Consider the following 18,742-nt stretch of genomic DNA (forward strand, 5'->3'; position numbering starts at 1 on the left):
ACGCTCCTTCACGGGACCACGACGGTCTTGATGCAGCCGTCGAGCTTGGACGAGAACAGGTGGTACCCCTCGGCGATGTGCTCGAGGGGGATGCGGTGCGTGATGATGTCGCTCGGCTTGAAGTGCCCGGCCTGGATGTGCTCGAGCAGTCGCGGCCATTGCCGTTTCACCGGCGCCTGGTTCGTGTGGATGGTGAGGCCCTTGTTCATCGCGTCCCCGAACTTCACCGCGTTCGGGATCGGCCCGTACGCGCCGATCGCCGAGACCGTGCCGCCCTTCCGGACGCCGTCGATGGCCCAGTTCAGCGCGGTCGGCGACCCGCCCTGCAGCTTGAACTTCGAGGCGGTGACCTGCTGGGTGAAGTTGCCGTCCGCCTCGGCTCCGACGGCGTCGATGACGCTGTCCGCGCCCAGGTAGTCGGTCTGCTTCTTCATCTCGAGGACGACGTCGTCCACCTCGGCGAAGTTGATCGTCTCGGCATGGGCGAAGGTGCGCGCCTTCTCGAGCCGGTACTCGAGCTGGTCGACCACGACCACGCGCCCCGCGCCCATGAACCACGCCGACGCCGCCGAGAACAGCCCGACGGGTCCGGCTCCGAGCACGAACACGGTGTCGCCCTCGCGGATCGACGCGAGCTGGGCCCCGAAGTAACCGGTGCTCAGCGCGTCCGTCATGAGGAGCGCGTCCTCGTCGTCGAGCCAGTCCGGGATGACCTGCGGCCCGACGTCGGCGAACGGCACGCGCACGCGCTCCGCCTGCCCGCCGTCGTACCCGCCCGTGGTGTGCGAGTACCCGTAGATGCCCCCGACGGCCGTCGCGTTCGGGTTCACGTTGTGGCAGTTCGAGAACAGTCCTCTGGCGCAGAACCAGCACGTCCCGCAGCAGATGTTGAAGGGGACCATCACCCGGTCGCCGACGGACAGGGTCTCGACCGACGAACCGATCTGCTCGACGACGCCGATGAACTCGTGGCCGAAGGTGTGGCCGACGCGAGTGTCCGGCATCATGCCGTGGTACAGGTGCAGGTCGGACCCGCAGATCGCGGCTCGCTCGACCCGGACGATCGCGTCGTTGGGGTGCTCGATCCGTGGGTCGGGCTTCTCCTCGACACGGACCCGGTAGGGCCCGCGGTAGGTCATGGCGCGCATGGGACGCTCCTCTCGCTGGTGCCCCCAACGCTCACCGGAGGCACGTGGGAGCCGGCCCAGGACCGCGCATCCTGTCCACGGACGGACGGGAGGCGCGGTGCCAGCTGGCACCGCGCCTCCCGTTCCGTCGTGTGGTCGCGCTAGCTCTTCGACGCCTCGACGACGTTGCGGCCTGATGCCGCGTTCCGTCTCCTAGCTCTTGGACGCCTCGACGAAGTTGCGCCGCGGGTCCGTCTCCTTGATGAGCGAGGTCGCGTCGCGACCCGACACGGCGCCGGTGACCCAGCCGATGATGATGCGGGCCTTCCGGTTGAGCGTCGGCATCGCGTACACGTGGTACGCACGGTGCGCGAGCCAGGCGAGCACGTTCGTCATCTTGATGCCCTTGATGTTCGCCGCACCCTTGCCGACGCCGTACGAGGCGACGGTGCCGATGGACGGGTGGCGGTACTCCTCGAGCGGCTTGCCGGTGATCGTCGCGACCACGTTGTCCGCGGCCACGACGGCCTGGCGGACGGCGTTCTGCGCGTTCGGCGGGTAGTAGGCCGGCTGCTTCTCGGCGGTGAGGTCGGGGACCTGCGCCACGTCACCGAGCCCCCAGACGCCGGGGACGACCTCGTGCGTCTCCTCGTTCTCGACCTGGAGCTTCGCGTTCGCGGCGAGGTGGCCCTTCGGTCCGCGCGGCAGGTCGGACGCGTCGAGGAGCGGGTTCGGCTTCACACCGGCGGTCCAGACGAGCAGTCCGGCCGCGAACTCGTCGCCGTCGGACAGCTTGATGACACCGCCCTCGGCGCTCGGCATGGTGGTCTTCAGGCGGACGTCGATGCCGCGGGCGCGGAGGGACTCGAGGGTCCACTTCGACAGCTCCGGGCCGACCTCGGGCGCGACGCGGTCGAGCGCGTCGATGAGGATCCAGCGCGGGTGCTCGCCGGCGAGCGACGGGTAGGTCTTGATGGCGGCCTGCGAGACGTCGAAGAGCTCGCCGATCGCCTCGACGCCGGTGTAGCCACCACCGACGAAGATGCTGGTGAGGAGCCGGCGGCGCTCGTCCTCGTCGCGCGTGGCAGCGGCCTTCGCGATGTTGTCGAGGAGCTTGGCGCGGACGAACGCGGCCTCTTCCACGCTCTTGAAGCCGACGCCGTACTCCTCGAGCCCGGGCGTCGGGAACGTGCGGGTGACCGAACCGAGGGCGACGACGAGCTGGTCGTAGCCGAGGGTGCGGTCGTCGCCGCCGGCCGTGGCGATCGAGACGGTCTTGTCGGCGGAGGAGATGCCGGTGACCTTGCCCTGGATGACGCGGGTCTTCCGGAGCGCGCGACGCAGCTCGACCGTGACGTCCTTCGGGGCGATGTGCCCGCCGGCGACCTCGGGCAGGAACGGCAGGTACGTGTAGTACGTGTTCTGGTCCACCAACGTGATGCGCATGGGCACCGTGGCCGCGTGCTTCTGCAGCTGCTTGACGGTGGAGTAGCCAGCGGAGCCGCCGCCGAGGACGAGGACGTGAGGGATGGAGTCTGCCATTCCTCCGGTCTACCGGAGAAACCCTTGGTGTGTCATGAGGCCGCGCCGCCCCGGGGACGATCGCGCAACCGCCACCACGCGGTCTCAGCGAGTTCGGGGCCGGTGAAGACCCCGTGCGGCGTCCGGCGGGACTCGGTCAACGAGAACCGACGCAGCCGGTAGCCGCCGCCGAACCGGTCGATGATCGCCTCGGGCGAGGACTCCGGGTCCCGCTTCACGTACCAGGTGCGGTCGTCGACGGGGTCGATCACGCCGGTCTCACCGTCGGCCGCCGATCCGGGACCGCAGGACGTCGATCCGCTTCTGGATCTGCTCGATGCTCGCCTGCGCCACGGCCGGACCGCCGCTGATCCGACGGAGCTCGGCGTGGATCGCACCGTGGGGCTCGTTCGCGTGCCGGGACCAGATCGACACGAGCCGGTGCAGCTCGGACCGCTGTTCCTTGATCGTCTGGTACATCGGGCGGTCCTCGGGGGCCTGCACCTTCGGCATGCCGTCCTTCGGGTTGCCGCCCTTCGCACCGCGCTGCCGCTTCGCCTGGGTCGCCTGCCGCGCACGGAGCAGGTCGCGCACCTGGTCTGGTTCGAGGAGCCCCGGGATGCCGATGAAGTCGAGTTCCTCGAGCGAGCCGACCTCTCCCCCGGTCCCGAACTCGCCGCCGTCGTAGAGCACCCGGTCGAACGAGGCCTGCGAGTCGAGCGCCTCGAACGGCTGCACCTCGAGCAGGCTCTCCGACGCGCGGTCCTCCTTGTTGGCCTCGGCGACCATCGCGTCTTCCGGGTTGTACATCCCGTCGTCGGCGTCCTTCGGGCGGTCCAGCGCGTGGTCGCGTTCGAGCTCGAGCGACGCCGCCAGCGCCATCAGGCCCGGCACGCTCGGGAGGAACACCGACGCGGTCTCACCGCGCCGACGAGCACGGACGAAGCGGCCGATCACCTGGGCGAAGAACAACGGCGTGCTGGCGCTCGTGGCGTACACCCCGACGCAGAGCCGGGGGACGTCGACGCCTTCGGACACCATCCGGACGGCGACCATCCAGCGCGAGGTGTCCTCGGCGAAGGCCTGGATCCGGCTCGACGCCGCGGCTTCGTCGGAGAGCACGACGGTGGGCCGTTCGCCGGTGATCGCCTGCAGGATGCGGGCGTACGCGCGCGCCGTGGTGGTGTCCGTGGCGATGACGAGCCCGCCGGCGTCCGGGACGCCGCGGCGGACCTCGGTCAGGCGCTTGTCGGCCGCGGAGAGGACCGCCGGCATCCACTCGCCTTCGGGCGAGAGCGCGGTGCGCCACGCCTGGGCGGTGATGTCCTTCGTGACGGCTTCGCCGAGGGACGCCGACATCTCGTCGCCCATCCGGGTCTTCCAGCGCATCTGCCCCGCGTACGCCATGAACAGCACCGGACGGACGACGCCGTCCTTGAGCGCGCGACCGTACCCGTAGTTGTAGTCGGAGATCGAGGTGCGGATGCCCTGCTCGTCGGGGGCGTACTGCACGAACGGGATCGGTGCGGTGTCCGACCGGAACGGGGTGCCGGACAGCGAGAGCCGCCTGGTGGCCCCGGAGAAGGCTTCCCGGATGCCGTCACCCCAGGTCAGGGCGTCGCCGCCGTGGTGGACCTCGTCGAGGACGACGAGCGTCCTGCCGCCCGCGGTGATCTTCTGGTGCACCTCGGGGTTCATGCCCACCTGCGCGTACGTGATCGCCACGCCCTGGTAGTGCCGGCCGAACATGCCGTCGCCGTTCTTGAACATCGGGTCGATGCGGATGCCGACGCGGTCCGCGGAGTCCGCCCACTGGCGCTTGAGGTGCTCGGTCGGCGCGACGACCACGATGCGGTCGATCGTGCCGCGTGCGAGGAGCTCGGTCGCGAGGCGGAGGGCGAACGTCGTCTTCCCGGCGCCGGGGGTCGCGGCGGCGAGGAAGTCGCGCGGTTCCTTCTCGAAGTACTTCGTCAGCGCTTCGACCTGCCAGGCGCGGAGCTTCGACGCGGTGCCCCACGCGGCGCGGTCCGGGAAGGCCGGCGACAGGTGCTGGACGGCGGAGTTGCCGGCGGCTTCGGCGACGGCTGCGGCGTCGTCGTGGAGGACAGCGGGCTGGTCCCCCGGCCCGGGCTGTTCGGTGTACTCGGCTGCGCTCACTCCGGGAGATTCTACCGTCACCCTCGGTCCTGCCGAGCGTGCGGGACGTGGCCCTCGGGCGCGCCGCGGACGAGCGATGCCGGTCGCAGCACGCCGGCACCGAAGCGCGCGGCGACGGCGTCGACGGTGGTCTCGGTCTCACGCCACGGCGCGTCGTCGTCCCAGAGGGCGTTGCTCGCCGCCGCCGGCACGAGGTTCTCGCCGCGGACCCCGATCAGGCGGATCCGGTTGCCCGGCTGGTGCAGCACGTCGTACAGCTCGACGGCTTCGTGGTGCAGGCGCTTGGCGACGTCGGTCGGTTCGGCGAGGGTCCGGGAGCGGGTCAGGGTGGTGAAGTCGGTGTACCGGACCTTCAGCGCGACCGTCCGGGCCTGCACATCGGCGCGGCGGAGGCGCACCGCCACCTTGTCGGCGAGGCGGAGGAGTTCCCGGGCGACGTCGTCGCGTTCGACGAGGTCGCGTCCGAACGTCACCTCGTGCCCGATCGACTTCTCGCCGACGCCGCTCTCGACGGAACGGGGGTCGCGCCCCCAGGAGAGGTCGTGCAGCCGCTGCCCGCCCGCCGGGCCGAGGGCCGACACGAGCGAGGGCAGCGGAGTGTTCGCGAGGTCCCCCACGGTGCGGATGCCGCGGCGCTCGAGCTTCTCCTGCGTGGTGCCGCCGACGCCCCAGAGCGCGGAGACCGGCTGCGGGTGCAGGAACGCCACGGTGTCGGCCGCCGGCACCACGAGCAGGCCGTCCGGCTTCGCTCGGCTCGACGCGAGCTTCGCCACGAACTTGGTCGACGCCGCGCCGACCGAGCAGTGCAGGCCGGTCTCGGCGTACACGGCCGCACGGATCGCCCGGCCGATCTCCCACGGGGTGCCGTAGAGGCGGATCGCCCCGGCGACGTCGAGGAAGGCTTCGTCGATGCCGAGCTTCTCGACCCGGGGCGTGAAGCCGTCGAACACGGCCATGACGGCGGCGGACTTGTCGCGGTACTTCTCGAAGTGCGGCTCGACGATGATCGCGGCCGGGCAGCGGCGCTTCGCGACGGCCATCGGCATCGCGGAGTTCACGCCGTACTTGCGCGCTTCGTACGTCGCGGCGGTGACGACCGAGCGGTCCGAGTCGTGTCCGACGATGACCGGGAGCCCGCGGAGGTCCGGCCGGTCGAGCAGCTCCACCGAGGCGAAGAAGGCGTCCATGTCCACGTGGAGCACGCTGGCGGTCACGTCGTCGACGGGTTCGTCGGAGACGAGCCGGTTGCGTCCGTCCTGCTTGCTCACACGGCGATGATGCCAGGCCCCACCGACATCGCCACCCTCACGCGGGCAGCGTCGCCGCCGACCGCGGTGCGGCGTCCCCGACGACGGTCGCGTGGTGCCGGTCGGCGAGCAGCGCGAGCGCCTCGTCGATCCGGCCGATCGCGCGCGCCGCCGTCTCGACGGCAGCACCGTCGGATCGTGCGGCCGCCGCGGCGACGGCCTCGTCGACCTGGTCGCCGACCCGCGTCCAGACGGTCGCCGGTGCGGCGGACCGGGGTGCGGTCACGACTCCGTCGGCGAGTCGCGCGATCGAGGAGGCGAGGCCCTGGGCCGCACCACGCAGGGCGGCGGGCGGGTCCTGCGGCGGCGTGTCGAGCCTCCCGGCCGCCGCACGCGCGAACGTCGCGGCCGCCTGCAGGGAGGTGCGCGTCCGCGCGTCGGCGCGCGCCGGTCCGCCCGTCGGGAACCGGACCATCGGTCGCAGGACCGCGTCCAGTTGGTAGGTGGCGGCGTCCACGGCGCGTGACCGGGCACGCAGGCCGGTGACCGGGGCGTCGGCGGTCGGACGGGAGGCGCGCCCCGCCTCCGCCGCGTCGCCCGCGTCCGGCTCGGCGTCGGCATCGACACCCACCAGCGCGAGCACGAACGCGCGGACCGCGAGGAGCTGCCGCCGCTCGGCGCGGCGGATGACGGCGCGGGTGGCGATCGGGAACACCACCGCGCTGACGAGCACCGCGACCGCGGCGCCGAGCAGGTTCTCGGCGAGGCGCATCGGGATGAGCGCGTCCGTGAAGGTGCCGGAGAACGCGTACACCTGGCAGAGCACGACCACGAGGCACGCGACCCAGACGGAGTACACGCCGCCGAACCCGTACGTGCCGACGGCGAGCAGGACGCACACGAGCACGATCGTCACCCACGGGTGGGTCGTGCCGACGAGGTGCACGAGGGCGATGCCGACCGCTCCCCCGACGACCGTCCCGACGCCGCGGTGGAGCCCCTTCCGGATCCGCTCGTGCGTGGTGTTCGTGCCGGCGAGGACGATCATCACCCCGATGACGCCCCAGTAGAACCGGCTGCCGTCGAGCGCCAGGGCGAGCGGTTCGACGATCGCGACGGCGATGGCGGCGTGCACGGCGGTGCGGAGCGAGGCGGTGAGGTGCCAGCGACGCCACGGGCCTTCGGCGACGGCGTCGGCGAGGACCGGCACGGCACCGGCCGGGCGCCCGCCCGCCAGGACGACCGGTGTCGCGAACGGCACGGCGGCACCGTGCCGGGGCAGGACGTCGCGGAGCTCCCGCCACCGGAGGCCGGCTGCCCGCAGGTCGGTGAACTCGGCCGCCATGCGGCGCACGATCGCCGTCGTCCGGGAGCCGTCGTCCGCGGCTGCGGCGGTGATGCCGAACCGGGCGAGGAGGGTGTGCGCCGCTTCCTCGCCGTGTCCGCCGCCGTGCCGGAGGACGATCGTGAACGCCCGGAGCGCCGCGTGCCGGACGTCCGACGGCGCGCCGTGCTCCACCAGGGCGCCGGCTGCGCGCCCGAGCTCGTCGATCGCGAAGTGCGTGTCGAACACCAGCCGGTGCAGTTCCTCGGCGGTGGTGCCGGCGTCGACCCCGCTCGCGGCGAGCATGCCGTCGACGGTCAGGGCGATCTCGTGGTACCGGTCGCGGCTCCGGCCGAGACGGCGGAGCGCCCGGTCGTCCCCGGCGACGAGGACGGCCGCGGAGGCCTCGAGGACGTCGACGCCCCGCGCCACGAACCCGCGACGCGTCCGGAGGAGGGCACGGTGCGGGTCCGGCCGGAGCAGCAGGCGGACGACGATCGTCACCGCGAGCGAGGCGGCGACGACCAGTCCCAGCGGGACGACGCTCGTCTCCGGCAGCGGGAGGAGCAGCCCGCAGAGGTACCCGGCGAACCCGACGATCGCGGCGTCGGCGGCCCACGCACCCCACGCCGCCGCCGCGAACTGCAGGAACAGCAGCACGACGATGAGGACGAGTTCGACGAGCCGGAACGGTTGCAGGGCGATGCTCCCCGCGAGCGCCACGACGAAGGGCACGAGGACCGCTCCGGTGCGGGCGGCGGTGCGGCCGGTGCTCGGGTCGACGATGACGAGGCACGTGATGAACGCCGGCATCGCCCCGATCATCACGCCGAGGATCGCCGGCAGGCCGAAGGCGGTCGCGACGGCGTACCCCACGCCCATGCCGGCCGGGACGGCGACGAGCGTGCGGAGCGCCCCGTCGGTCTTCACGAGGCCGGGGTCGAGCGCGAGGGCACGGTCGGCGATGCGGCGGGTGCGGGTCCGTCGCCGCGGGGCGGTCCGGTTCGTGGTCTCGGGTCTCGGCACGCTCCGGACGCCTCCTGTTCGCTGCGGACCCCAATGGTACCGCAGCCGAACTAGTTGGCGCGGGCCGGCGCTGCCGCCGGCGCTGCCGCCGCCGCCGACCGCGTCAGCCGAGCGGCCCGAGCACCGTCGCCGCGATCGTGCGCGCCGCCGAGTCCCGGGACGACGGGTGGTACTGCCCCGCCCGGACGTCCCGCGCGAGCCGCGCGAGCTCCCCGGACGCCCGGTACGCCCCGCCGCCGACGACGCGCATCGCCTCGTCGACCACGTGCTGCGCCGCGTCGACCGTCCGCGCCTTCGTGCCGACGAGCAGCGGGAACCACCGCGCTCCGAGGTCCTCGAGCTCGTCCACCGCCCGTGCGAGCGACGACACCTGCAGCTCGACCGCGTCGACCGCTCCGCGCATGTCGGCGATCGCGCGACGGACGTCCGGGTCCGCGGAGCGCGGGGTCCCGTCGAGCGCCGTCCGTCCCCGCACGCCGTCCACCGCGAGCGCGAGCGCGCGTTCGGCGATGCCCACGTAGACCGACGCGACGAGCAGCTCGAACGCCGCGAACACCCCGAACACCAGCGGGTCCTGGTTCGGTCCGACCGGCAGGCTCCGCACGATCCGGTCGGCGGGGACGTGCACGCCGTGCAGCCTCGTCGTGCGGCTCTGGGTCGCGCGCATCCCGAGGGTGTCCCAGTCGTCCAGGTGCTCCACGTCGCCGTCCGACCGCAGCACGAAGCCGTGCACGAGCCGTGGCTCCGGGCCGGTGTCGTCCTTGCCGAAGACACTGAGCACGTCCCACGCCGGTGCGAGGGAGGTGAAGACCTTCGTCCCGGTGAAGCGGTAGCCGCCGTCGCCGTCCGGCTCCGCCGTCGTCGTCGAGTCGAAGAGCACGGCGTCGTTGCCCGACTCGCTCACCCCGAACGCGAGCAGGTGGTCGTCCGACGCGTGGTCGGTGACGGTCTGGAGGAACGACCCACCTCGCGCGGTGACGGCTCGCGCCGCCTGCACCCACACCTGGTGCATGCCGAGACCGAGCGCGGTCGCCGGTGCGGCCTGCGCCAGGCGGCGCTGGACGCGGGACGTCGCCGCGAGGCCGAGGTCGGCGCCGCCCTGTGCCTCCGGGACGCCGAACCGGAGGTACCCGGCGGCCCGGAGTTCGTCGAGGTCCTCGGCGCAGAACGCGTTCGCCGCGTCGTACCCGGGGGCGCGTGCCGCGATCCGGTCGAGGAGGTCGTCGGGCAGGCTCCGGGCGGGGTTGGCCTTCGTCATGGCACGAGACTATGGTCCGAGGGTGTCCGATCGTCATCCGTGGTCCAGGTACGTCGCGATCGGTGACTCGTTCACCGAGGGGATCGGCGACCCCGACCCCACGGTCCCCGGTGGCAACCGCGGCTGGGCCGACCGCGTCGCCGAGGTCCTCGCGAACCAGTCCGAGGAATTCGCGTACGCGAACCTGGCGATCCGCGGCCGGCTGCTGCAGCAGATCATCGACGAGCAGGTCGGACCGGCGCTCGCACTCCGGCCCGACCTCGTGACGGTGTCCGCCGGCGGCAACGACATCATCCGCCCCGGGACGGACCCCGACGAGCTCGCCGAACGCGTGGACGCCATGGTCGCCCGGCTCCGCAGCGACGGCGCCACCGTGGTGCTCTTCACCGGACCCGACGTGGGGATGACCCCGGTGCTCGGCATGGTCCGCGGCAAGACCGCGATCTACAACGAGAACCTGCACGCGATCGCGCTGAAGCACGGCGCACTCGTCGCCGACATGTGGGCGCTCCGGGTCCTCCGCGATCCGCGGATGTGGGCGCCCGACCGCCTGCACCACTCCCCGACGGGTCACGCCACCGTCGCCGCGGCGGTGCTCGACGCACTCGGCGTGGCGCACGGCCTGGAACCGTTCAACCCCGAGCCACTCGAGGCCCGTCCGTGGCGGGAGGCCCGCGCCGAGGACCTCGGGTGGGCGCGGGAGTACCTCGTGCCGTGGGTCGTGCGGCGCATCAAGCACACGTCCTCCGGCGACGGTGTCACCCCGAAGCGCCCCGAGCTGCAGGACGTCGTCGAGCACAAGTCCGACATGCCCTGACCCGTGGCCGCCCGCCGGCTCGAGCGGATCAGTCGGACGGGCGCCGCAGGGTGAGCGGACCGTCGTGGAGCGGCTGCGTCACCCACGCCGCGCCGAGCGTCCGGGCGACCGGGTCGACCCGGAGACGAGCGGCGTGCGGGGTCTCGACGAAGCGCAGGTGGACCACGACGCTGCCGTCCTCGTCGACCGCGGCACTCGCGGCGAGCGGCCCCTCGGTCGCCCATGTGCCCTCGCCGAGCGGGACCGTCAGCTCCTGCCCGTCGAGGGTCGCGACCAGGCGCCACGTGTCGCCGTCCCGGTCGAACGCGACCGTGTCGAGTCCGCCGAGGTCGCCGGACGCACGCAGCGGACCGAGCGCGGCCAGGTCGGGGAGCGAGCCGCCACGGACCGGAGGCAGTCCCAGGGACGCGAGTCGCGCCTCCAGGACGGCATCCGCGGCCACGTCGACGTCCGCAGCGTCGATGGCGGGCAAGAGGTGCTGCCACGCTGCGTCCAGGACGGCTTGCATGTCGAGGCTCTGCCCGGTGAGCGCGAGGACGACGTCCTGCTCGGGCAGGACGACGCAGAACTGGCCGTAGGCGCCGTCGCCGCGGAAGCCGTGGCGGGCCATCCAGAACTGGAAGCCGTAGCCCTGGCTCCAGTCCGGGTTGCCCTCGTCGGGGTTCGCCACCTGCGTGCTCGTCGCGGCGGCGACCCAGTCCTCGTCGAGGATCCGCTCGCCGTCCCACACGCCGCGCTGCAGGTACAGCTGCCCGAGCCGGGCGACGGCGTCGGTGGTCGCGTAGCAGCCGCTGAAGCCGAGTTCCGCGCCGGTCTCGTCGCGACGCCAGGCGAGGTCGCCGATGCCGAGGGGGTCGAGGAGCCGCGGTCGCAGGTACTCGACGAGGGACTGGCCGCTGACCCGGCGGACGATCGCGCCGAGCGTGTACGTGCACGGCTGGTTGTAGGCGAAGACGGAGCCGGGCTCCTCGTCGGGCGGGGTGAGGAGGAAGCCGCGGACGAGGTCGTCGGGGTCGGCCGCACGGGCGCGGTCCAGGGTCTCCTCGCGGTGGCCGCTCGCCATCGCAAGGACGTGGCGGACCCTGATGCGGCGGCTGCGCGCGTCGGTGACGTCGGCGTCGAGCTCGGGGAAGTACGACAGGACGGTGGCATCGAGGTCGATGAGGTCCTCGCGGACGGCGATCCCGACGGCTGCAGCGGTGAAGCTCTTGCTGAGCGAGTACAGGAGGTGGACGCGGTCGGGGCGGTACGGGTCCCACCAGCCCTGGGCGGCGACCTGCCCGTGGCGGAGCAGCACGATGCTGTGGGGCTCGACGTCGGGGGTGTGCTCAAGGGCGTCGAGGAAGGCCGTCACGCCACGGGCGTCGATGCCGAGGGCGGACGGAGCAGTGCGGGGGAACGTCGTCGTCACCCGTCCGACACTACGCAGGCGTCACGCGCCCTGGAACGGGTTCGTCCACCGCCACCACACGCCCGGATCCTCGATCGGCCGTTCCAGCACGAGCGGGACCGTCACCGGGTCGTGGTCCGAGATCGTGAAGCGCACCTTGCCGACGCGCTCCCCCTTCGTGCCGAGGGTGATCCGGTCGAGGTGGGCCTTCGCCGACACCGTGGTCTTCCCCCAGACGAGCACCTCGGACGCGGACCCCGCGACCGCGTCGGCCTCGTCCTGCCAGGGCGTCGAGAACGTCCCGAAGGTCTGCCCGGCGTGGGCGAGGGTGACCACCTGGAAGTTGTCCGCGACGGACCGGAGGAGCCGCTGCACGTCCACGTCGAGCGAGTCGTGGTCGACGCCGCCCAGGATCGCGCCGACGACGGTGACCTGCTTGCCGCCGCGCTCGTACGTCGCGGCGAACAGCAGGCACGCTCCGGCCTCGTCGAGCGTGCCGGTCTTGATGCCCTCGACGCCGTCGAGCCCGAGGAGCTTGTTCGAGTTCTCGATCGCGCCGGCACCCGGCACGGTGACCGCCTTGGTGCCGACGACCTCCTTCACGACGGGGTTCGCGAGCGCGAGCTGCCCGAGTTCGACGAGGTCCGTCGCCGTCGAGGTGTTGTGTGCGTCCAGCCCGGTCGGCTCCTCGATCGTGGTGTGGTCGAGGTCGTGCGCGTCGAGCCACTTGTCGGCCGCCGCACGGTAGGCGTCCATCGAGCCGAACGCCCAGAGCGCCAGCGATCCGGCGTAGTTGTTCGCCGACTTCATCAGCATGACCTGTAGTGTCTGGTACTCCGACAGCTGCAGGCCCGCGGGCATCGGCGCGACCTCGCCGTCCACCGCCAGGTACTTCGCGTACAGCGCCTGCATCCCCGGACTGAACGAGATCGTCGGGCCCGACTCGCCCGGCTGCAGCGGCTTCTCGTCGAGCACCACGAGCGCCGTGACGACCTTCGAGATGCTCGCGATCGACCGCGGCTTGGTGTCACCGCTCGTGCGGAGGCTCTCCGGGAAGGCCGTCGCCTCGACCGCGGTCGCCCCGTACCCGGGGAAGCTCAGCTCCGGCACCGACGAGGTCGGCGCGGAGTACGTCGTGGTCGACGCGCTCGCCGGAGCGAACGGGACCACCGCGGCGGCCACCAGGTAGCCGACGGCCAGCACGAGCACCGCGATGACCGAGATGGTCACCGGCCTCCGGACGGCGGAACGGGGGCGACGGACGACTCGTGACACGAGAACCGAGCGTACTGGAGGCGCGACTCGCCACCCCGGGACGACGCACCGGACGAGGCGGACCCGACCCGCGCCTCCCGGCTTCCACCGGCTCAGCCGCCGTGCTGCGCCCGCTGCGCGTGCGCGACGGCCCACAGGCCGACGGCGCTCGCCGCGGCCACGTTGAGCGAGTCGACGCCGTGCGACATCGGGATCCGGACCGTCGTGTCCGCCGACGCGACCGCGGCGTCCGTGAGGCCCTGCCCCTCGGTCCCCATCACGAGCGCGACCTTCTCGGGGACGTCCTCGACGAACGCGTCGAGGTCGACCGAGCGGTCCGTCAGCGCCATCGCCGCGAGGTGGAAGCCCTGCGCCCGCAGCTCCTCACCGGCCGCCGGCCACTCGCCGATCCGGGTCCACGGCACCTGCAGGACCGTGCCCATGCTGACCCGCACGCTCCGGCGGTAGAGCGGGTCGGCGCACCGCGGGCTGACGAGCACGGCGTCCGCGCCGAGCCCGGCGACGCTCCGGAAGACGGCGCCGACGTTGGTGTGGTCGACGATGTCCTCGAGCACGACGACGAGCTTCGCGTCCCGCACGACGTCGGCGACCTCCGGGAGCTCGGGGCGCTGCACGGCGGCGATCGCGCCCCGGTGCATGCGGAAGCCGGTGAGCTCCTCGAGCAGGGCGTCCGGCCCGACGAACACCGGCCCGTCGTGCTCGGCGACGAGGGGCAGCACGCTGTCCAGCCACTTCTCTTGCACGAGGATGCTGCGCGGCTTGTGACCGGCGCGGACCGCCCGCTCGATGACCGTGTTCGACTCGGCGATATACAGGCCGCCCTCCGGCTCGGACACCCGGCGGAGCGCGACGTCGGTCAGCCGCGCGAAGTCGTCGAGGCGGGGGTCGTCGAGGGAGTCGATGCGGACGGCGTGCACGGGGCTCGTTTCGGTGTGGTGCGGGACGGTCGAGCGGGCGGGAAGTGACCGGGGCGGTCGGCAGTTGAGGGTACCGTGAACAGGGTGTTGAACGACGACGCTGCGGCGACGAGCGAACCGACCAGCCCCGCCTCCAGCGCGGTCGATCTGGACCGCGCCGTCGAGCTGCTCGCCGGCAAGCGCATCGCGGTGCTCTCCGGCGCCGGCCTGAGCACCGACTCGGGCATCCCCGACTACCGCGGCGAAGGACGGGTCGTCCGGAAGCCGATGACCTTCCAGGAGTTCCGCGCCGACCCCGCGAAGCGTCAGCGCTACTGGGCCGGGTCGCACCTCGGCTGGCGCACCTTCGCCTCGGCCCGCCCGAACGCCGGGCACCGGGCGCTCGCCGCGCTCGAACGCGACGGGATCGTGACGGGCGTCATCACGCAGAACGTCGACGGCCTCCACCTCCGGTCGGGGTCCCGCCGGGTCGTCGAGATCCACGGATCGATGGACCGCGCGGTGTGCCTGACCTGCGGGCAGGTCTTCTCCCGCGCGGACCTCGCCACCGTGCTCGACCGCGACAACCCCTGGATCGACGAGCCCGGTTCGGTGCAGCTCCAGCCGGACGGCGACGTCGAGATCACCGACGTGGAGCGCTTCCGGGTCCCCGACTGCTCGGTGTGCGGCGGCGTCCTGAAGCCCGACGTGGTGTTCTTCGGCGAGTTCGTCCCGGCCGAGAAGTTCCGCGAGGCGGTGTCGATCGTCGCCGACGCCGAAGCACTGCTCGTCGTCGGGTCCTCGCTCACCGTGAACTCCGGCGTGCGCCTCGTCGACCACGCGGCCCGCCGCAAGCACCCGGTCGTCATCGTGAACCGCGGGGCGACCCGGAGCGACCGTCGGGCGGCGGTCAAGCTCGACGCCGGCACCACCGAGACGCTCGAGGCGCTGGCAGCGCGGCTCGACCCGTCTGCGATGATCGAGCGGTGACGACGCTCCTCTACCTGGTCCGGCACGGTGAGACCGACTGGAACGCCGCGCGGCGCATCCAGGGCTCCACGGACATCCCGCTCAACGACACCGGACGGCGCCAGGCGGCATCGACCGCCGCGCTCCTGGAGCGCCGACGGTTCGACGCCGTCGTCGCGTCCCCGCTGTCGCGTGCGTTCGAGACCGGGTCGATCATCGCGGCGCACCTCGGACTCGCCGAGCCCAGCACCTACCCGGGGCTGGCCGAGCGCTCCTACGGCGAGGCCGAGGGCCTGACGAACGACGAGGTCCTCGAGCGGTACCCGCACGACGACGTCCCCGGCCGTGAGTCCCGGAGCGCCCTGCTCTCCCGCGTGACCGAGACCCTCGGCGAGATCGCCGTCCGGTTCGACGCCGGTGCCGTCGTCGTCGCCACGCACGGCGCGGTCATCCGGAGCGTCGTGAACGCCGCAGCTCCGGGGACGGCCGACCGGCTCAGCACCCCGATCCGGAACGGGTCCGTGCACTCGTTCCGCTGGGACCCGGAGCGGTTCCACGCGGAGCTCGTCCGGTTCGACGACCCGATCGACGGGGTGTCCGACGGCCCCGGCCGGTACGCGTTCGAGTACCAGAACCCGCTCGAGCGGCGCGGGTAGCGCGGGTTGATCCGCGCGGCGCGGGGAGCGCGGGTCGTTCCGCGCGGCGCGCGGCGTCCGTCGGTACCAGTGTCGGACCGGGCGGACTAGGCTCCGGTGCACTCGCAGGACCGCGTGTGAGGGGGGCCGACATGACCGACGACTCGGACGACCTCGACCGCGCGTTCGGACCGGACACCGCCTCCGTCCCGGTGCGGAGCCCACGCCAGCGCGTCGGACGCAGCGCGCTCGTCGGCGGCTTCGTGGTCGGGGCGGCCGTGGTGCTCGCCGTCGTGCTCGTCACCATCATCGGGAGCGTGCAGAACGGCGTTGGCGGGGTGTTCCCCCGGCCCGACGCCGCGCTCGACCGCTTCGGCGACTCCGCCCGCGCGGTGTCCGGCGTTGAGCGCGTGACCGCGTCCGACCCGCGCAAGACCTCGTTCGCGAGCTACGACGTGGTGTCCACGGTCGAGGTCGAGCCCACCCTCTCGGACGGGGAACAGACCGCGGTCGTCGGAGCGCTCCGCACCGCTGCGAAGGACGCGAGCGGCAACGGCGTGCGGGTGTTCGCCGTGGTGGACCTCGGCGAGGTCGAGGTCGGCGTGTCCCCGGACGCGAAGGTGACCGAGCGGCGCCTCGCCCTCGCGCGGCAGGTGGACGCCATCGGCGGGGTGTCCGGCGTGCACTGCTCGTGGAGCGGTGCCGGGCCGTCGGACGAGCCGGGCGACCAGGCCGTCACGGTGGTCACGCGGGGCACCGGCGCGGGGCTGCAGGCCGTGGTGGCGAAGGCGACGCAGGAGGTGCACGCGGTGTTCCCCGGAGCGACGGTGCGGTCGGCGGCGCCGACGTCCTGACCGGGGACGCCGGCTAGCGCGGCTGGCGCGGCTGGCGCGGCTGGCGCGGCTGGCGCGGCTGGCGCGGTTGGCGCTCCCGCGACCGCCCACGGCCCGTGCGCTCCGCGCGGTCGGCGACCGCCCGCTCGACCGCCCGGACGACCTGCTCGGCGGAGTCCTCCCAGCGGAACCGGGCCGCCTGTGCGACCGAGTCCGACGAGGCGGACTCCCACCGCGCCTCCAGTCGACGGACGGCCGCGGCGACCGCTGACGGTGACGACGGGTCGAAGTACTCGGCGGCGTCGCCGCCGATCTCCCGGAAGATCGGGATGTCGCTCACGACCACCGGGGTGCCGACGCCCATCGCCTCGACCAGGGGGATGCCGAACCCTTCGTCGTACGACGCAGTGGCCAGCGCCGTCGCCGATCGCAGCACGAACAGGTACTCGTCGTCCGAGGCGCCGTCGTGGAACACGATCGCACCCGCCGGGGCGAGCCGCTCGAGCCGCGCGCGGTCGGCGTCGGACACCCGCGACATGCAGCGCAGCGTCCAGTCCGGGCCGAGGAGCGGCAGCGCGGCCGCGAGGGTCTCGACGTTCTTGTACGGCATGAACGATCCCATGTAGACGAGCGACCGCTCGCGCGCCGCACCCTCCGGCCGGCGCTCGGCGGGATCGGCGGCGTTGACCGCGACGGTCACGGGTCGCTTCGTCAGGTGGTGCTCCGCGATCAACCCCGCGGTCGTCTCCGACACGGTCACGACCCCGTCGGCTCCGTTGAGCAGGAGCCGTTGCGGCGCCCAGCTGAGGTGGAACGCGCGCCACCCGAGCCGGATCGGCCACGAGAACTCGCGCGGCGGCGTGCGGTTCCAGTAGTAGATGAGGTCGTGGAGGGTGAGCACGAGGGCGTAGCGGCGCCCGCGTGAGCCCATCGTCTGCATGGGCGAGAACACGGCGTCGAGCCCGAGGCCGTTCACCCGGCGGGCGAGGAGGGGCTCCCCCGGCTCAGTCGGCGCGGGCAGCAGCTCCCACGGGATCCCGGCGGGCAGCGACTCGAGCTGTCGCTCGTCGTGCACCAGCAGGGTGTAGTCGTGCCGGTCCGGCAGGTGCGACACCACTCCGGCCGTGAACCGGCTGATGCCGTCGTGCCGGCCGATGCGCACGTACCGGCAGTCGATGCCGATGCGGAGCCGGGTCACGAGACGGTTCCGTCCGTCGTCCGGTCCGCCGGTTCCGGGGCGGCGGTCGGACTGGAGGCGCGGCTCGCGTCCGCCCGGTCGCGTGCCTTGGTCGGGCGCGGCTTCTCCTTGGTCGGGCGCGGCTTCTCCTTGGCCGGGCGCGGCTTCTTCTGCCGCTTCGGTGCGTCCGCCATCCGGCGGAGGACCGCGGCCGCCGCGATGTCGGGCGTCTCGTAGTGCACGAGGTGCCCGACCTCCGGCACGACGACGAGTTCGGCGTCCGCGAGCCGTGCCGCGAGTGCCCGCTGCTCCGGCACCGCGGTGATGTCGTCGCGGTCGGCGGCGATCATCAGCACCGGGACGCGCAGGCGGTCGGCGTACTCGGACACGTCGTGGGTGACCGAGGTGCGGAAGGCCTCGAGCACGCTCGTCCGGTCGGCGAACGCCGAGAAGTACCGGTCGTGCTGCTCGTGCACCCACCGGCGGAGGTCGCGGTCGTGCGACTTGAGCATCGCGATGCTCATCGCGCGGACGATGACGGGGTTGCGGAGCAGCCCGAGGCCGAGGGCCTTCGGCAGCAGGGCGCCGGCGCGGTAGTACCCGATCGCGATCCCCGTGCCGACCGCCCTGGGCCCCTGGAGCGCCGGCGCGGCGATCGGGTTCACGAGGACGAGCAGGCGGGTGTCGAGACCAGCGGCGACCGTGGCGGCGACGACGATCGAACCGAAGGAGTGCCCGAGGACGACGGTGTCGTGCCCGAGGCCGAGTGCCCGGTGGAAGCCCGTCAACCAGCCGACGTACGAGTCGATGTCGGACACCGGCAGCGGGTCCGAGATGCCGAACCCGGGCAGGTCCGGCACGATCACGCGCACACCCTCGAGGTGCGCGGCGATGGTCTCGAGCCCGTGGTGGTCGCCGCGGAACCCGTGCACGGCGAGCACGGTGGAGGTCGCGTCGGACGGCCCGTACTCCCAGTAGTGCGTGGTGCGGCCGTCGACCTGCACGGAGCGGTGGACGACCGGAGTGGCGGCCATCAGCGACTGGTACGGGGAGAGCACGGGCGGTTGCATCCCCGCCAGTCTACGAATGC

16 protein-coding genes are annotated in these 18,742 nt (G+C 72.9%); 4 read left to right on the forward strand and 12 right to left on the reverse strand.

Annotated elements, in window-relative coordinates; genetic code table 11:
* Positions 1-8 precede the first annotated feature (8 nt).
* From FS825_RS08305 to FS825_RS08335, 7 genes are all read right to left on the reverse strand, one after another.
* Complete coding sequence (locus FS825_RS08305; protein WP_144712072.1) at positions 9-1,148, reverse strand: zinc-dependent alcohol dehydrogenase; 1,140 nt, start codon at positions 1,146-1,148, stop codon at positions 9-11.
* Between the two features lie 192 nt (positions 1,149-1,340).
* The gene (locus FS825_RS08310; protein WP_144712073.1) at positions 1,341-2,669 is read right to left on the reverse strand and encodes an NAD(P)/FAD-dependent oxidoreductase; all 1,329 of its coding nucleotides are present in this window, start codon (positions 2,667-2,669) and stop codon (positions 1,341-1,343) included.
* Positions 2,670-2,701: 32 nt separating this feature from the next.
* Positions 2,702-2,920, reverse strand: a complete 219-nt coding sequence (locus FS825_RS08315; RefSeq protein ID WP_144712074.1) for a hypothetical protein — start codon at positions 2,918-2,920, stop codon at positions 2,702-2,704.
* A gap of 7 nt (positions 2,921-2,927) precedes the next feature.
* A complete protein-coding gene (locus FS825_RS08320) occupies positions 2,928-4,694 on the reverse strand; it encodes a DEAD/DEAH box helicase (RefSeq protein WP_144712515.1) in 1,767 nt (588 codons plus the stop codon).
* 128 nt (positions 4,695-4,822) lie between these two features.
* Complete coding sequence (dinB, locus tag FS825_RS08325; RefSeq protein WP_144712075.1) at positions 4,823-6,073, reverse strand: DNA polymerase IV; 1,251 nt, start codon at positions 6,071-6,073, stop codon at positions 4,823-4,825.
* Between the two features lie 37 nt (positions 6,074-6,110).
* Complete coding sequence (locus FS825_RS08330; protein ID WP_144712076.1) at positions 6,111-8,402, reverse strand: FUSC family protein; 2,292 nt, start codon at positions 8,400-8,402, stop codon at positions 6,111-6,113.
* Positions 8,403-8,505: 103 nt separating this feature from the next.
* On the reverse strand, positions 8,506-9,660 hold the full coding sequence (locus tag FS825_RS08335; protein ID WP_144712077.1) for an acyl-CoA dehydrogenase family protein: 1,155 nt from the start codon (positions 9,658-9,660) through the stop codon (positions 8,506-8,508).
* A 22-nt stretch (positions 9,661-9,682) separates the two neighbouring features.
* Here FS825_RS08335 and FS825_RS08340 point away from each other — a divergent pair, with 22 nt between their 5' ends.
* Positions 9,683-10,477, forward strand: coding sequence for an SGNH/GDSL hydrolase family protein (locus FS825_RS08340; protein ID WP_144712078.1), 795 nt, complete (start codon positions 9,683-9,685; stop codon positions 10,475-10,477).
* 28 nt (positions 10,478-10,505) lie between these two features.
* On the opposite strand, the gene FS825_RS08345 is transcribed toward FS825_RS08340, so the two are convergent.
* From FS825_RS08345 to FS825_RS08355, 3 genes are all read right to left on the reverse strand, one after another.
* Positions 10,506-11,888, reverse strand: coding sequence for a serine hydrolase domain-containing protein (locus tag FS825_RS08345; protein WP_144712079.1), 1,383 nt, complete (start codon positions 11,886-11,888; stop codon positions 10,506-10,508).
* A gap of 21 nt (positions 11,889-11,909) precedes the next feature.
* Positions 11,910-13,142 carry a D-alanyl-D-alanine carboxypeptidase family protein gene (locus FS825_RS08350; protein WP_144712080.1) on the reverse strand — a complete coding sequence of 411 codons (1,233 nt, stop codon included), beginning with the start codon at positions 13,140-13,142 and terminating at the stop codon, positions 11,910-11,912.
* 92 nt (positions 13,143-13,234) lie between these two features.
* Complete coding sequence (locus FS825_RS08355) at positions 13,235-14,059, reverse strand: TrmH family RNA methyltransferase (RefSeq protein WP_144712081.1); 825 nt, start codon at positions 14,057-14,059, stop codon at positions 13,235-13,237.
* Between the two features lie 87 nt (positions 14,060-14,146).
* On the opposite strand from FS825_RS08355, the gene FS825_RS08360 reads away from it, so the two are divergent.
* The 3 genes from FS825_RS08360 (at position 14,147) to FS825_RS08370 (ending at position 16,496) form a co-directional block, all read left to right on the forward strand.
* Positions 14,147-15,028 (forward strand): Sir2 family NAD-dependent protein deacetylase, encoded by an 882-nt coding sequence (locus FS825_RS08360; protein WP_144712517.1) that lies wholly within the window; start codon positions 14,147-14,149, stop codon positions 15,026-15,028.
* Complete coding sequence (locus FS825_RS08365) at positions 15,025-15,663, forward strand: histidine phosphatase family protein (protein ID WP_144712082.1); 639 nt, start codon at positions 15,025-15,027, stop codon at positions 15,661-15,663. Before FS825_RS08360 ends, FS825_RS08365 begins: the two co-directional genes overlap by 4 nt.
* Positions 15,664-15,794: 131 nt before the next feature.
* Complete coding sequence (locus tag FS825_RS08370; protein WP_144712083.1) at positions 15,795-16,496, forward strand: hypothetical protein; 702 nt, start codon at positions 15,795-15,797, stop codon at positions 16,494-16,496.
* A 13-nt stretch (positions 16,497-16,509) separates the two neighbouring features.
* Here FS825_RS08370 and FS825_RS08375 read toward each other — a convergent pair whose 3' ends face one another.
* Entirely contained in the window at positions 16,510-17,673 is a 1,164-nt protein-coding gene (locus tag FS825_RS08375) for a glycosyltransferase family 4 protein (RefSeq protein ID WP_144712084.1), read from the reverse strand.
* Positions 17,670-18,722: an alpha/beta fold hydrolase gene (locus FS825_RS08380; RefSeq protein ID WP_144712085.1), complete on the reverse strand. Its 1,053-nt coding sequence runs from the start codon at positions 18,720-18,722 to the stop codon at positions 17,670-17,672. The genes FS825_RS08375 and FS825_RS08380 overlap by 4 nt, the downstream gene beginning before the upstream one ends.
* Between the last annotated feature and the right edge of the window lie 20 nt (positions 18,723-18,742).

Origin of the sequence: Curtobacterium pusillum, from assembly GCF_007680845.1 — a bacterium.
Classification (GTDB): domain Bacteria; phylum Actinomycetota; class Actinomycetes; order Actinomycetales; family Microbacteriaceae; genus Curtobacterium; species Curtobacterium pusillum_B.

Coding starts and splice junctions, on each gene's coding strand:
- FS825_RS08310 (WP_144712073.1), bottom strand. CDS start 2,669: ATGGCAGACTCCATCCCTCACGTCCTCGTCCTCGGCGGCGGCTCCGCT.
- FS825_RS08305 (WP_144712072.1), bottom strand. CDS start 1,148: ATGCGCGCCATGACCTACCGCGGGCCCTACCGGGTCCGTGTCGAGGAG.
- FS825_RS08370 (WP_144712083.1), top strand. CDS start 15,795: ATGACCGACGACTCGGACGACCTCGACCGCGCGTTCGGACCGGACACC.
- FS825_RS08380 (WP_144712085.1), bottom strand. CDS start 18,722: ATGCAACCGCCCGTGCTCTCCCCGTACCAGTCGCTGATGGCCGCCACT.
- FS825_RS08335 (WP_144712077.1), bottom strand. CDS start 9,660: ATGACGAAGGCCAACCCCGCCCGGAGCCTGCCCGACGACCTCCTCGAC.